This window comes from Streptomyces sp. NPDC107517 (assembly GCF_055582645.1).
Genome location: NZ_JBVJPM010000071.1, coordinates 1 through 12,979 on the forward strand (window position 1 = coordinate 1; position 12,979 = coordinate 12,979).

At 67.5% G+C, this 12,979-nt stretch carries 12 protein-coding genes and 4 pseudogenes; 9 read left to right on the forward strand and 7 right to left on the reverse strand.

The window, feature by feature from the left end:
* Positions 1-682 (reverse strand): hypothetical protein (locus tag ACZ67T_RS45520; protein ID WP_469992864.1); only part of this gene is annotated, 682 nt, incomplete at its 3' end.
* A gap of 186 nt (positions 683-868) precedes the next feature.
* Here ACZ67T_RS45520 and ACZ67T_RS45525 point away from each other — a divergent pair.
* Positions 869-1,129: a hypothetical protein gene (locus tag ACZ67T_RS45525; protein ID WP_469992866.1), complete on the forward strand. Its 261-nt coding sequence runs from the start codon at positions 869-871 to the stop codon at positions 1,127-1,129.
* A gap of 98 nt (positions 1,130-1,227) precedes the next feature.
* Here the strand turns inward: ACZ67T_RS45525 and ACZ67T_RS45530 are convergent, their stop codons facing one another.
* From ACZ67T_RS45530 to ACZ67T_RS45540, 3 genes are all read right to left on the reverse strand, one after another.
* Entirely contained in the window at positions 1,228-1,755 is a 528-nt protein-coding gene (locus ACZ67T_RS45530; protein ID WP_469992867.1) for a hypothetical protein, read from the reverse strand.
* Positions 1,752-3,836, reverse strand: coding sequence for a tyrosine-type recombinase/integrase (locus ACZ67T_RS45535; protein WP_469992869.1), 2,085 nt, complete (start codon positions 3,834-3,836; stop codon positions 1,752-1,754). The genes ACZ67T_RS45530 and ACZ67T_RS45535 overlap by 4 nt, the downstream gene beginning before the upstream one ends.
* Positions 3,837-4,237: 401 nt before the next feature.
* Positions 4,238-4,831 (reverse strand): tyrosine-type recombinase/integrase, encoded by a 594-nt coding sequence (locus tag ACZ67T_RS45540; protein WP_469992871.1) that lies wholly within the window; start codon positions 4,829-4,831, stop codon positions 4,238-4,240.
* Positions 4,832-4,890: 59 nt separating this feature from the next.
* Between ACZ67T_RS45540 and ACZ67T_RS45545 the strand changes: the two genes are divergently transcribed.
* Complete coding sequence (locus ACZ67T_RS45545) at positions 4,891-5,259, forward strand: PIN domain-containing protein (RefSeq protein WP_469992884.1); 369 nt, start codon at positions 4,891-4,893, stop codon at positions 5,257-5,259.
* Between the two features lie 76 nt (positions 5,260-5,335).
* Here ACZ67T_RS45545 and ACZ67T_RS45550 read toward each other — a convergent pair whose 3' ends face one another.
* A complete protein-coding gene (locus ACZ67T_RS45550; protein ID WP_469992873.1) occupies positions 5,336-6,406 on the reverse strand; it encodes a collagen-like triple helix repeat-containing protein in 1,071 nt (356 codons plus the stop codon).
* A 224-nt stretch (positions 6,407-6,630) separates the two neighbouring features.
* Between ACZ67T_RS45550 and ACZ67T_RS45555 the strand changes: the two are divergent.
* From ACZ67T_RS45555 to ACZ67T_RS45570, 4 genes and pseudogenes are all read left to right on the forward strand, one after another.
* A pseudogene (locus ACZ67T_RS45555) lies at positions 6,631-6,807 on the forward strand (helix-turn-helix domain-containing protein); the annotation flags it as partial.
* Positions 6,808-6,830: 23 nt separating this feature from the next.
* Positions 6,831-7,195: pseudogene (locus ACZ67T_RS45560) on the forward strand (transcriptional regulator); the annotation flags it as partial.
* A gap of 1 nt (position 7,196) precedes the next feature.
* Positions 7,197-8,060, forward strand: a pseudogene (locus ACZ67T_RS45565) (DNA primase family protein); the annotation flags it as partial.
* A 138-nt stretch (positions 8,061-8,198) separates the two neighbouring features.
* Positions 8,199-8,576 (forward strand): DUF6009 family protein, encoded by a 378-nt coding sequence (locus ACZ67T_RS45570; protein WP_469992874.1) that lies wholly within the window; start codon positions 8,199-8,201, stop codon positions 8,574-8,576.
* Positions 8,577-8,758: 182 nt separating this feature from the next.
* On the opposite strand, the gene ACZ67T_RS45575 is transcribed toward ACZ67T_RS45570, so the two are convergent.
* On the reverse strand, positions 8,759-9,223 hold the full coding sequence (locus ACZ67T_RS45575; protein WP_469992876.1) for a hypothetical protein: 465 nt from the start codon (positions 9,221-9,223) through the stop codon (positions 8,759-8,761).
* Positions 9,224-9,369: 146 nt separating this feature from the next.
* On the opposite strand from ACZ67T_RS45575, the gene ACZ67T_RS45580 reads away from it, so the two are divergent.
* From ACZ67T_RS45580 to ACZ67T_RS45590, 3 genes are all read left to right on the forward strand, one after another.
* On the forward strand, positions 9,370-10,431 hold the full coding sequence (locus ACZ67T_RS45580) for a hypothetical protein (RefSeq protein ID WP_469992878.1): 1,062 nt from the start codon (positions 9,370-9,372) through the stop codon (positions 10,429-10,431).
* Positions 10,432-10,943: 512 nt separating this feature from the next.
* Positions 10,944-11,657 (forward strand): hypothetical protein, encoded by a 714-nt coding sequence (locus tag ACZ67T_RS45585; RefSeq protein WP_469992880.1) that lies wholly within the window; start codon positions 10,944-10,946, stop codon positions 11,655-11,657.
* Positions 11,654-12,034, forward strand: a complete 381-nt coding sequence (locus ACZ67T_RS45590) for a GntR family transcriptional regulator (protein WP_469992882.1) — start codon at positions 11,654-11,656, stop codon at positions 12,032-12,034. The genes ACZ67T_RS45585 and ACZ67T_RS45590 overlap by 4 nt, the downstream gene beginning before the upstream one ends.
* Before the next feature lie 142 nt (positions 12,035-12,176).
* Here ACZ67T_RS45590 and ACZ67T_RS45595 read toward each other — a convergent pair.
* Positions 12,177-12,887: pseudogene (locus tag ACZ67T_RS45595) on the reverse strand (IS256 family transposase); the annotation flags it as partial.
* Between the last annotated feature and the right edge of the window lie 92 nt (positions 12,888-12,979).

Below are 12,979 nucleotides of genomic sequence, written 5' to 3' on the forward strand. Positions count from 1 at the left end.
GGGGAGCTATCTGGCCGCCAGCGGGGAGAGCTCGACGGCCGCCAGCAGGGAGAACTCCTGGCCGCCTACGGGGAGTTCCACACGACCGTTGACAGCCTGCCGCGGCTTCGGCGACCCGGCGGCAAAGCTCGATGTCGTGCGCCCGATTCTGATAGGGAGGCAGACCAACCGCGCCCTGCATGGTGATCGCGTGATGGATTTCCAGGTCGTAGGGATCAATGCCGGTGATGGGGCGTCCGAGCCGTTCAGCATGAGAGGTACCGTCCTCCGCGCCGCCGCGGACTGGCGTTGACGCTGGCCCACAGTCGACACCGGCAGCTGGCCGTCGCTGGTTATGGGCTGCTCGCCACCATTTCTCCAATTCCTTTTCCTCCAGCAGCCCCGCGGTCACAGCATCCGGACGAACGCCCCGAGTCCGTGCATGCTCGATCAGCACCCGGACCAGCGCGTCCGCCGCTGCCTTCGACGGCACATGCTCGCCATGTTCCCAAGAGCTGATCAACTTGTCGGAGATCTTCAGCGGCTTCACCGGAGTCCCGAGGGAGACGGACTGCTTCGCCTTCACTTTGGCCTTCGCCTTCTCTGCGGCGCTGGCCTGCGTCAGCCCCGACGTCACCCGCAACTCAGACAGCCTGGCCGCGAAGAACTCCCGTGCTCCCTCAGCACCCCACGTTCCAGCCACGTGTTCTCCCCCGCACCGTTCCTCCGGTCCGGATCCGGACCCGAAAAGCTCACCGTAGCCCGCCCACCAGCGCGGATCGACCTATTCGAGCTGATCCGGAATCGCTAGGCCAGTACCCGGCGTGCGGCACTTCCTCCTGCCAGGCACACCCGACCTGGGACTAACAGCGATCTCCGAGGGGGACCCATGACACTGACGACCATCCTGGCTGTGCTCGGCGGAATTGTGATCATCATCGGCGCTGCCACCCGCATCCCGAAGGCGATGGCTGAACTCATCCGGGCCTGCATCCCCGTGGTGCACGCACTCAACGAACTGCGGGCAGCCCTCAAGCGCGGTACCCCGAAGGCGAGCCGGGAAGAACCCGAGGAATGGTCTGGTCTGGAAAATACGGCACCGGGCGAAACACGAGTAGTTGGCGCGCTCGAATCCACTGCTCGTCATTGATCATTCCATGATCTCCGGTGCGTTGAGAAGATCGTCGAGCGGAGTCACCGGGGGCCGGGAAACCCGGCCCCGGGCTGTGCTTCACCTCGATCTCACCTTCACGAACGCTGGTTCAGGGTTTTGGTCAGCTCGCGGTTGGCCGCTCGCGCGGCGGCGAGTTCGGCCTCGCGTTCTTCCAGACGGGCGGCGAGTTCGACGTTGTGTTGTTCCAGTCTGGTGATCCTGCGGTGGAGTTCGTCGATGTCGGCTGGGGCGCCCAAGCCCGATTCGCGCCACACCTGTTCGCCCAGTGCCTCCGACAGCCTACGTTCCAGTTGCTGAACACGTCCGACCAGACGCGCGTTGCGGGCCTGTGCGTTAGCGAGGTCGGCCTGCAACGAGGTCCGGCTCACTGGGGAAGCCTCAGCAAGACCACCCCGGTCGGCTGGTTCGAGTTCGGCGGCGTGGACCAGGGCGAGTAGATCGCGGTGGCGGTAGAGAAACGTCCGGTCCACACCAGCCTGGCGGGCGATGCCGGAAACGCTGATCGGCGAGCCGTTCCGGACAGCCGTCTTGAGCGCGTTGATCACCCGTTGTCGTCGGCGGTTGGTGTCGGCCGTGCGGCCCTCACGCATGGGGGTGCTCACGCGGACCTCCCCGGACGGATGTCGGGAAGGGGCTGGCTGATCCGGGGCATGCCGAGCATGACAGTCCGGCTGCGGCGAACAACCTCGACGGCTTCCTCGATCTGCGCCTGCTCCTCGGGGGTGAGGTCGTCGAGGTCGGCTTTGACGCGCTCGATCAGACGGCGGACCCGCCGGATCTCGTCCTCGGAGGGCATGGCCTCGCTGCGTGCCCAGTCGTCCGCCTCGAAGGCGGACATCAGCCGTTCGCGGCTGCGCAGCAGGTCGGCGAGGTATGCCTGAAGGTCGGGCAGGTAGGAGACGTCGGTGCGGAAGTGGTCGCAACCGACGCAGCGGAAGCGGAGGGAACAGCTCTGGCCCCCGGCCGCGACGTTCGACGGTTCCTGGCAGACGCCGTAGGGGACGCTGACCTCGCCGATCGCGCGCCGGACGTGCTCGAAGTCCAGGAGCGACTGAGCCTTGCGCCAGACGCGGTTGCCTTTGCGGTCGAACTGCATGGCGACCACCCGGTCGACGGCCTCTCGCCGCCGCTCCTCGCTAACTCGGTAATAATTTTGAGTGACCTTCAGGCTGGTGTGGTCCATCAGTTCCTTGAGGACGTCCGGAGCCACGCCGACATCGGCGTGCCGCTGCGCATAGGTGTGCCGGTAGGCGTACGGGAAGATCTTGGTCTTGTCGAACGGGAGCATCCGGGTGACAGGCTGACCGCCGTCCTCCACGGGGACCGGGACCAGGATGTCGGGCAGGGAATCGACCCAGGTGCGGTGCCCCTCTCCGATCGAGTAGACCGCCTTGGTGCCGTGCGGGTTCGCCCGCATCCTCGGCAGCAATTTCAGCTCGCCGATCGGCGTGCCGGGGAACATGCCGCGTACGCGTTCCTGCTGATTGACGATCAGAGCCGCGGTGGCCTTGCCGATCGGCAGCCACCGGCCCATGCGGTAGGACTTGAAGTTGTCGTAGACCAGGACGAGAGAGCCGTCCGGGTCCTGCTTCAGGCAGTCGTAAGGCAGCTGGCGGATCTCTTCCGGGCGCCGGCCGGTGTCCATCAGCAGCTCGGTGCCGACGCGGACTTCGCGGCCAGTGATCTCTTCCAACGCGTCGAGGTTCTCGCAGAGCTGGCGCATCACCACATCCGGTAGGTCTCTGCCGGCCTCGATGTCCTCGGGCTCGTCCGGGATGTGCTCCCGCTGCAAGCGGAAGTCGGTGGGCAGCCCCTCCATCGGCTGGCCCGGGTGCGTCAGGCCGAGTGTGCGGATGCGGGTGAGGACCAACTTCACGTTGCGAATCGTCTGGCTCCGGGTGCGGGCGCTGATGGTGCCGTTCTCGGTAAGGAAGGCCAGCCGGTTACAGAAGGCCACGATGTCCGAGCGGTGCAGCGCGACCGGGTTGTTCCCGGCGTCCTCGCGTTGCAGGCGCAGGCTCTCCGACAACAGGTTCATCGCCGTCACGTAGGGCTGGACGACGGTGGAGGGCCGCCTACCTCTCCGGCGGGGCAGGTCGTCATAGGCCCAGATCTTCACCGCCTCGCGCAGCGGTCGCTGCGAGATTTTGGTGAAGTCTAGGGTGCCGCTCTGCCCGGCGATGATCACCAGGTCCCAGACGTCCTTGCGGCTTTCCGAGTCGGGTGTCGCCCCCAGCCGGTTGAGCCACATCAGCATCGTGCGCGCGACCGCGCGGACTGCATTGCTCAATCTGGCCCTATCCATCACAGCCGGGTCGGCGAGCACGTCCAGGCTCGCGGCCCGCAGCTCGCGCAGCCGGTCGCACAGAGGTCTCAGGAAGTGGTCCCAGGTCTTGGCGCCCGCCTCGGTGCGCGTCTGGAGGCCATAGAGGATCTCCGCGACCAGCCGGTCCGGCAGTCCTCGCAGGCTCACCTCCCGGTCCGCGTTGATCGCGGTCTCGGCCAGCCGCCACGCTTCCTCGTCTGCCGCCTGTCCGCGCTGGCGCGCGGCCTTCAGCCGCAGCTGGTGGGCCTGGCAGTAGCGGGAGGTGGAAAACGGGCGCAGCCGGTAACACGCCTCGACCTCGCACTCGCCGTGGCTGGCAAAAGGCTTGACGGCCGGGTGGCGCAGGTACTCCTCCAAGGACAGCCTGAAGGTGTCCTTCCGCTGCCGATGGTGGGACTCACACAGTGCCAACCTCGCTGTCATCCAAGGGCGTTGGCATCCCGGCGCCCGGCACAGCTGCTGGCGGACACCGAACATGTAGCCCTTGGCGATCTTGGTGAAGTCCTCCAGGCTCTGCCCGGACTTTCTCCACCGGCCCTCACATCCCACGCAGAGCACGGCTCCAAACCGTGCTCCCCGCACGCAGTCCGTCACGAGGCAGTCCGGCATCCCGAGTACCGGGTGGGTCTTCGGGTAGAAGATCACCCGCATCTGCCAGTCCCACCGCACGAGTCGCAGGAAGCTGGGGTCCAACGCGTCGATGATCTCCCGGACCCGGGTGTCATGAGCCAAGGTGGGCGCGGCGGTGGCGAGCACCATCACCGCTCACCTCGCCCCTGCAGTTCACGCGGCGACGGGACACGCTCCACCGCCTCGCGCAAGCGGTCCGGGTTCGGTTTCACGTACGGCATCACCGAGGCGGGGTGGTCCTGACCCAGGAGGACCTGCACCTCGTCCCACGACCCACCGGCGTCAGAGATGTTGCTGCCGAAGGCACGGCGGGCCATGTGCGGGGACACCATCCGGGGCAGCTTCGCCCGTCGGGCCAGCCGCTCGAACAGCTCGCCCATCGCATCCGGCGGCATCGGTGCCCCCAGCGGCCGGCGGAACAGGTTCACCAGCAGGAAGTCACTGCCGCCCGTGCCAAGGATCTCGAAGCGCTCGTCGAGGTACTGATCGAAGCCCCGGACCACCAGGAAGTCCAGGGGCAGGATCCGTACCTTCTTCGACTTCGACCAAGCCCGGTTGGAGTTGTTGCGGCGCCTCACGTGCAGGTGTGCACCCTTGTAGTCGCAGCCCAGCGCGCGCGAGTCGGGCAGCAGGTGGCAATCGCTCCGGCGCAGGCCGACGACCTGGCCGCGGCGCAGCCCCACCCTCGCGTGCAGCAGCACGATCAGGCCGCCGAGGAGCAAGCTCTCGACAGTGAGCTGGACCGGCGCCTGGCGCAGGTGACCGGCCGGTGAGCCAGGCCATGCACATCGTCCTGGACGAGAGCGCGGTCGCCGCCGCCGGCCAGGGCAACGTCCTCGCTTCCCGTCTCATCCACCGCGCGCATGCCGAACCCGACTGGTTCCTGTATGCCCCGGCGTGTGTCCTGGTCGAAGCCGACCGGAGCAGGCCGGGCACAGCCGAACACATCGCCGCCCTGCCCGGCATCACGGTCCTCGACCTTGACCTTTCCGCCGCGCTTGCGGTGGCCCGGCACGAGACCTGGGGCGCAGCTCACGCCCAGTACGCGGCGCAGCCGGACGCCGACAGGCCAGACGGCGCCATCATCGCGACGACCGCGCCGAAGCGATGGGAAGGCCAGCCAGTGCGGACCTTGGACCTGACTCCCTGAGGCGCACTTCGCCTCCAAAGTCAGAGGCCCGGGCGTGACCCGCCCCCTGGCCCTGGCGGCCGGGGGCGGGTCGGCACTACCAGTAGATGACGGCGTACCCGTTGCCGCCGTCCTGGCCGTCAGCGCCAGGTTCGCCAACGGGTGTTTGGGCGTCGCCGCCAAGGCCTCCATTGCCGCCGGCCGCGGCGCCGGATAGGCCGACGATGCCGTCGACGGCGTCGCCGTTGGCATCGCCGGTCCGGTTCACGCCACCCGTGCTGCACGTTCCAGCGCCGCCTGCGCCCGGTGCGCCGGGTTCGTCTGTGGCGCCGCCGCCACCGGTACCGCCGGTTGCGCTGAGCAGCACGGTGGCGTCCGGGGCGGTCATGCTCGTCGTGGTGCCGGCAGTACCGGGAGTGCCGTCACCTGGGGGTTCTGTCTCGGTCCCGCCGGGACCGCCAGGACCGCCACCGCCGCCTGTTCCGGTGTCCACGGCATAGTTTTGCCCGGGTGTGACCGGGATGGCACACCACGTGAAGCCGCCACTGCCGCCTCTACCACCGCTGGCGGACCTGGAGCCGTCGCCGAAGTTGCCACCGCGGCCGCCTCCTCCTCCGCCACCGGCGCCCCATGCCTGGACGAACACCGAGGTGACGTCCGCGGGCGGCGTGAACGTCCCGTCGCTATTGAACTCCTGGATGTGGTGCGGGATTTGCGGACCTGCAGGTCCCGTGTCGCCCTTGTCGCCCTTGGGGCCTTGAGAGCCGGTCGCACCCGTGTCGCCCTTGTCGCCCTTGGGGCCTTGAGAGCCGGTCGCACCCGTGTCGCCCTTGTCGCCCTTGGGACCCGCAGGGCCGGTGTCGCCCTTGGGTCCCGGAGGTCCCGGAGGTCCGGGTGGGCCCGCGGGGCCTCGGCACTCGTCCTTGTCGTGGTCTCCCGAGCGGGGTTGCTGCTTCTTGTTTTCGTCCTCGCACTTGTCCTTGTCGCCCCCGCCATGACTGTCGGTCATGATCGGGCGGCCGGTCGCGGTCTGCGCTGCGGCCGGCGTCGAGGTGGCCAAACCGGTGGTCAGGGCCAGCACGAGCGAGGCGAGGACCCCTGTCTTCGCCCAGATATCTCGACGGGGCAGCGGTCCCAACCGGGACGCCGTCCTGCACTCAGGAATCATTTCGCTTGCTCCTCGTTTCAACAGCTTTGAGGACCTCTTTGGGCCCGAGGGCGAGCCTGACCCGCGGCAGCCGAACGATCAGGCCGCCGAGCCGGGATAGGCCGATTGATCAGTAAATCGGGCTATGGGTAGGAAGGGCGGATGGGTCAATGGGCGTGACCTGGTACGTGCCTTGCGGTGGATCGGCAGGAGACGTGGCCGTCGTCGCTCACGCCCAGTACGCGATGCAGCCGACCGCCGGCCGGGCGGATGGCGCCATCGTCGCCACGACCGCGCCGAAGCTTCCCGACACCGAGGTGCGCCGGAGTCTGCGCGAGCAGGCCGGACTGTCGAAAACTCAGATTGCCCAGTCACTTGGTGTGAGCCCGTCCACGATCAACGGATGGGAATCGGGGCATGACCCGGCGGGGGAGACGCCCGCGATCAGCTGGAACACTCCACCGGCTTCGACCACGATCGGCGCCGCGCAGGCGTCCACCGGATCACTCCACCGCACTGGGAACACGAAGCGGTCCGGCCGAACCCGATCGGAAACCGGGACGAACCCGGCCCCCTGTGGGTCACCGAGCCCACCCCGCGCCTCCTGCTGCGCCTGTCCGGCCCGAAGTACGGCCTGTGCGACCCGCCTCAGATCCACCAGTCGTACACCTCCGGCGCCACCGAGAACCTCCTGGAGAAGTTCCGCATCGCCCTCACCCCCAGGCCTTCGCCAACCTCTGGACGAAGGCATACAAGGCCCACGAGGAGGGCTTGACCGTGGTGAGCGCGATGGGCACCGACGAGCTCCACGCACCTGCTGCTCGGCTACTCCATCACCGGAGACGTCGGCGCCCAGGTCCTGCCCTTCCTCCACGGACAGGGCAAGAACGGCAAGTCCGTCCTCCTCGACATCATGATCCAGATCCTGGGCGACTACGCCGACGCGGCCCCGCCCGGCTTCCTGATGGACCGCGGCTCGTTCAGCGAACACTCCACCGAACTCACCGAACTTCACGGCCGCCGCCTGGTCGTGTGCAGCGAGCTCAAGCCGAACGACCGGTTCGACGAAGCCCGCGTCCGCCTCCTCACCGGCGGCGACAAGATCAAGGCCCGCCGCATGCAGCAGGGCTACTTCTCCTTCAACCCCACTCACCACCTGTGGCTGCTGGGCAACCACCGCCCGGAGGTCTCCACCGGCGGATTCGCGTTCTGGCGCCGCATCCGGCTACTGCCCTTCGAACGCGTCGTCCCCGACGAACGCAAGATCGACAACCTGGCCTTCGAACTCGTCCGCGACGAAGGCCCAGGCATCCTCCACTGGCTCGTCGACGGCGCCCGCGGCTACCTCACCACCCGCGACCCCCTCCACGGCCCCGACCGCGTACGCCTCGCCACCACCGCATACGCCGCCACCGAAGACCACATCGGCCGCTTCCTCGCCGAGCGCTGCACCCGAACCCCCGGAACCGACGAAGCCGAACTCCGCGTCGAGCAAGGCCTCTTCTGCACCGAGTACAGCTCCTGGTGCCACGCCAGCGAAGGCATCCGCCCCGACGGCACCCGCGCCTTCGCCAACCGCGTCCGCCAGGAACTCGGCCTCGCCTTGCCCAGCGACATGATCAAATCCAACGGCCGCAAGTACTACCCCCACAACGCCCTGGCCGCCGCCGAATGAACGCCCCCGCTCCGGGCACAGCCGCCCCGCCGACGCAGCCCGCTCTACGATGAACACCAAACCGGGCAATCGGGCCCCCACCCCGCACCGCACCACCCGCACCCGCCGGCACCGGCCGACCAAGGAGGGGCTTACACCATGAGCTCGCTACTGACTGAGAGCGACCTCGCCCACGAGGACGACGTGGTGTGGCTGGAAGACCCGGACACCCTCGACTACGTCCGACAGACCCTCGACAAGACCCGGCGCCGCAACACCAAACCGCCCTACCTACGCGACGGCCGTATGGTCGGCTACGCCCGGCTCACCCAGGACGCCGAACCCGACCCGGACAGCGGCCTGTACAAACGCCGCATCTTCTTCCTCCTCCCGCACGACCGCGACAGCCTCCCCGACGGCCTTTACCAAAACGGCGCCCCCGGCGAAGCAGTCGACCCACGCACCGTCGAACCCGCCAAGCCCGGCTCCAAGACCCAACGCTCGCAACACGGCCCCGCAATGCAAGCGTCGGCCTGAACGACCGGACAACCCGCTACGCGGCTGGCCAGGGCTGCCATCCGGCGCGGGAAACGGCATCGACGGCTGAAGCATCTTCGCTGAGGTGGTCCAGTACCGCGGGGCGACTTCCGCCGACTGAGCTGTCCGCATGGTCAGCTCTGATCGTCTGCGCTCTCCGGCCAGCGACTTGATCGCGACCGTCACTCGAAGCGAACCGCACCCGGCTCCGTTGGCCGGATGATGGCACGCCGGGCGACGTGAAGCGTCGCCCATCCGAGCCGCTCGTCGACGGCCGACAGGTCGGCGAGCAGCCGCCCGCCGGGGAACAGTTCGGCGAGCAGTTGCCGGCGGTCTGCCTCCGCAGCAATCGCGCCGAGTTCGGCGGCCTCCGTACCGCGGGAGCGGTGGGCGAGCTGCTCGTCGGACAGGGCGACGAGCTCGGCCCGCGCCCCGGGCAGACGTGCCGCAAGGTCGCGGCGGTCCATTTCGGCGAGTACCTGTAGCGTCTGCTCGTCGTCGAGGTGCGCGAACGCCTTCGCCAGCTCGCGGTCAGAGAACGGGGTCAGATCCTCGACGATACGCCCGCCGTGGCGGACGCGGTCGAGCAGCGCGGCCAGGTCGCGGGCGTCGAGCTCGTCGGCGGCCCGCTGCAGGAACCTATCCACTGAAGTCGCCTGTATGGGACGTGAGTTGAATGATCGGACTGCACGGATTGGCCTGCTGTGGGCAACACTCATACAGTGCTGACCTTGACTCGCGGGGCCCCGGCCGCGACCACTTCGCAGCGTCCATCTACCTGGAGATGACTGACATGCCCACGCCGCCCTCCGGTTCGTCCGATCCCAACGGGTCATCCGGCTCTGCGCCTTCCAACGGTGGCCAGGGGGCCGCACCCACTGCACCCCAGCCCAACCTTCCGCACCGGTTAGCCCGTCGCGTACGCGACGCCCATCGGCGAGAGAATCGCGACCACCTTCTCGGCTGGCTCGAACTTCTTGGCTACTATCTGGCGCCCATCGCGTTCCTGGGAACCGCCGTGTGGGGGGCATGGACTTGGTATGAAGATCATCAGACCGCGAAGGACTCCGTTGAAGCCGCGGTCAACGGGCCCAAGCTCAAGTCGGACCTGAAGCTAGCGAAGGTCGATGCGTTGATCGGTAAGGGGCTCAAAGGCGAGGAGACCGGCTACAACCCGCACAAACCCACTGAAGCCCAAAAGATCAGTGCGTGGGGGCCTCACGTGAAGGTGACGGTGCAGAACATCGCGACCGCACCTGACCTCATCACAAAGGTCAAGGCCACCTTCCGTAAGTCGTTCTATCTGGAACCGTGCTGGGGCGTCGGCGGCCCGGTCGTGAGCAAGGTGAAGTACCAGCTCACGATCCCGGACGACCAGCCCATGGTGAAGGGCAGCCGGTCGCACAAGGTGCCCTTCGCCAAGGAGGCTGAGATGGCCTTTTCTGTGCTGGCCAATGACTTCGATCAGTTCACGCTGACCACTGGAAACGAAACCACTGTGGAAGGTCAGATGCCGTGGATCGGCGTATTCGATGTGGAGCTGGAGCACGACCACGGGAAGAAGCTGACCTTCGGCCCCATCGCTGTGATCGACACGGGGGGTAATCCAGCCTTCTATGCCGACGGCGATACCTGGCATATCGAACCGACAGAGGACACCAACGGCTGTACGAAGCGCAACGCCGCGACGGTAGCGAAGATCCTCCGCACCCCGAACGTGACGGCATCCAAGGAACTGAAGAGTCTCGACAAGGCGTTCCGCTCCCTGTCGAAGCACCCGGCTACGCCCGAGCCGAGTACCGAGCCCGTTCCCTGTGACCAGCCCGGAGCGGACTGTATCGAGTTGGTGCCGTAGTCAGTTCCTGGTTTACCGCCAGAGGGTCTGCGATGCCAAAACCCCTGGCTACTCAGAGGTCGTGCACCAGAGAACCAGTGGTTGGGTGCCAAGACGGCCCCGAGGCGTCGCTGTCGCCTTCCTCGGCTTCCGTAGGCGCCTGGTCGGCGCGCGGCTGTCCGGGCCGTCAGGGCGTGGGCAACTGCCCCAGCGGACCGTCCCCCCGGTCGGCCGCGCCGCCGCGAGCCGGGGCAGTTCGCCAGTGACGGTTGTGTCGCGCTGGTGCTTGCGAGGACCGGCGCACTTGTACCGAGTGTTTGACACATTGGCCTCCGTGAGGCAGCTTGTGTCAAGGAATTGATACAAGTGCTGGAGGTTCGGTGTCTCTGCCTTTCAACGCAACCCTGGCGGCTCCGTTCGCCCTCGGGACGCTGGTGGTCTTGTGCACCGGGCGCCGCGGAGAGCCTCAACTCGCGGGCGTGCTCGGGCAACATCACCGGCGTGCGGAGAAATGGCGACGAGGGGGCCTGATTGTGGGCCTGATCACCGCTGTTGTACTCATGTACGGCGGCCTCGGCCCAGACCCCTGGCTGGCCGGCCCGGCCTTCGGCGCCTGCGTCGTAGCCGCCGTTCTGGTCGGTGAACTCCTCATCGCACGCCCCAAGGGGGCGCTCCGCACAGCAGAACTGACGCCCCGCCGGATGCGGGACTACCTTCCCCGACACCACGGCCCTCTGCTCGGGCTGCTCGTACTGACCCAGGCTGCAGTGGCCGCTGCCCTCGTCACAGTGACCAACCGGATGGCCAGCTCTGACAGCCTCCTGAGCTACACCTGCCCGGACGACTCCGTCATGGAGTTTCCACGAGCAGTCCTGTCCCCGGCTCTGGGCGTGCTCGTCTCGGTCGTCGGCGGAGGGGGCGTGTGCCTACTCGCCGTACGGAAGATCACGGCCCGGCCCACACTCCCCGCGAGCTCGGCATCACGCACGATGGACAACGCCCTGCGCACGGCCTCGACCGAAGCGGTGACCCTGGCATGGGGATGCCTGGTGGCCTCATCACTGCTCGCTTCCTCCCTGCTGGCCAGCGCCTACACCGACGCATTGGCAACCGCCCCATGCAATGCCCCGGGACTGATGCCCTTCCAAGTCACCTCCTACCTCCTGATCGCCGGATCCGCGGCCGCGCTCATCCATCTCCTGGTCCACTTGGCGCGCCTGTCCACAGCACGGAAGGCCGCCGCGTGAAACCGCTGACAGTGCGTGTGGACACCGCCAGCCCCGTCCCCCCGTACGAACAGGTGCGGCTGCAACTGGCCGACCTCATCCTCGGCGGACATCTGGAGGAGAACGACCGGCTCCCGGCCGTGCGACAGCTAGCAGCCGACCTGGGACTGGCGGCAGGAACCATCGCCCGCGCCTACCGGGAACTCGAATCTGCCAACCTGGTCATCAGCCGAACCGGAGCAGGAACACGCGTCGCCCCACGCCCCGCACGCTCCCGCGAGGCACAACTGGCTGTCGCCGCCGCTACCTACATTGCGAATGGCCGCCGCGTAGGGGCGAGCGATGACCAACTGCTTGCTGCCGTCCGCATCGCCCTCTCCGGCGCGCCTTCGTGGTGATGCCACCGTCCCGCTCCCGGTTGTGCCTTCTTCCTTGCCAAGCACTGCACGGGCAGGAGCACGCCGTTTCGACAAGCTGGCCGGCGGCGATGGCGACCAAGGGGGGTCTGTGTAGCGATCGGTGGAACTCGGTCGGATTGCTTTAGCTGCGGCCGGCGGTGAGTCGGCCGTCGAAGGTGATGTCGAAGGCTTGGAGTGCGGCCTTCCAGCGCATGGTCCAGCGTTTGCGTCCGGTGCCGGTGGGATCCAGGCTCATCACGGCCAGGTAGATGCACTTCAGGGCGGCCTGCTCGGTGGGGAAGTGTCCACGGGCCCGGACGGCCTTGCGGATGCGGGCGTTGATCGACTCGATCGCGTTGGTCGTGCACACGATTTTGCGGATCTCCACGTCGAACTGCAGGAACGGTACGAACTCGGCCCAGGAGGACTCCCAGAGCCGCACGATGGCCGGGTACTTGTGTCCCCAGGCTTCGGTGAACTCGAGGAACCGCTCCAGGGCGGCGTCCTCGGTCGGTGCGGTGTAGACGGGCCGCAGAGCCTTGGCGATCTTCTCCCAGTCCTGCCGGCCCGCGTAACGGAACGAAGCCCGCAGCAGGTGAACCACGCAGGTCTGCACGATCGTCTGCGGCCAGACCGTGTTCACCGCGTCCGGCAGACCGGTCAGCCCGTCGCAGACGAGCATCAGCACGTCCGACGTGCCGCGGTTCTTGATCTCGGTGAGGACCTGCAGCCAGTACTTCGCGCCCTCGCCGCCGTCGCCGAGCCACAGGCCCAGGATGTCTCGGTGCCCGTCGGCGGTGACGGCCACGGCCATGTAGACCGGCCGGTTGGCGACCTGCCCGTCCCTGACCTTGGTTCTGTCGACGATCTTGTGATGCGGACGGTCCGGACTCATCGTGCGAGCAAGACGCGTTTGCGAAGGAGATCGAGCCCGGCCCGGCCGAA

Coding starts and splice junctions, on each gene's coding strand:
- ACZ67T_RS45525 (WP_469992866.1), top strand. CDS start 869: ATGACACTGACGACCATCCTGGCTGTGCTCGGCGGAATTGTGATCATC.
- ACZ67T_RS45545 (WP_469992884.1), top strand. CDS start 4,891: ATGCACATCGTCCTGGACGAGAGCGCGGTCGCCGCCGCCGGCCAGGGC.
- ACZ67T_RS45550 (WP_469992873.1), bottom strand. CDS start 6,406: ATGATTCCTGAGTGCAGGACGGCGTCCCGGTTGGGACCGCTGCCCCGT.
- ACZ67T_RS45570 (WP_469992874.1), top strand. CDS start 8,199: ATGAGCTCGCTACTGACTGAGAGCGACCTCGCCCACGAGGACGACGTG.
- ACZ67T_RS45580 (WP_469992878.1), top strand. CDS start 9,370: ATGCCCACGCCGCCCTCCGGTTCGTCCGATCCCAACGGGTCATCCGGC.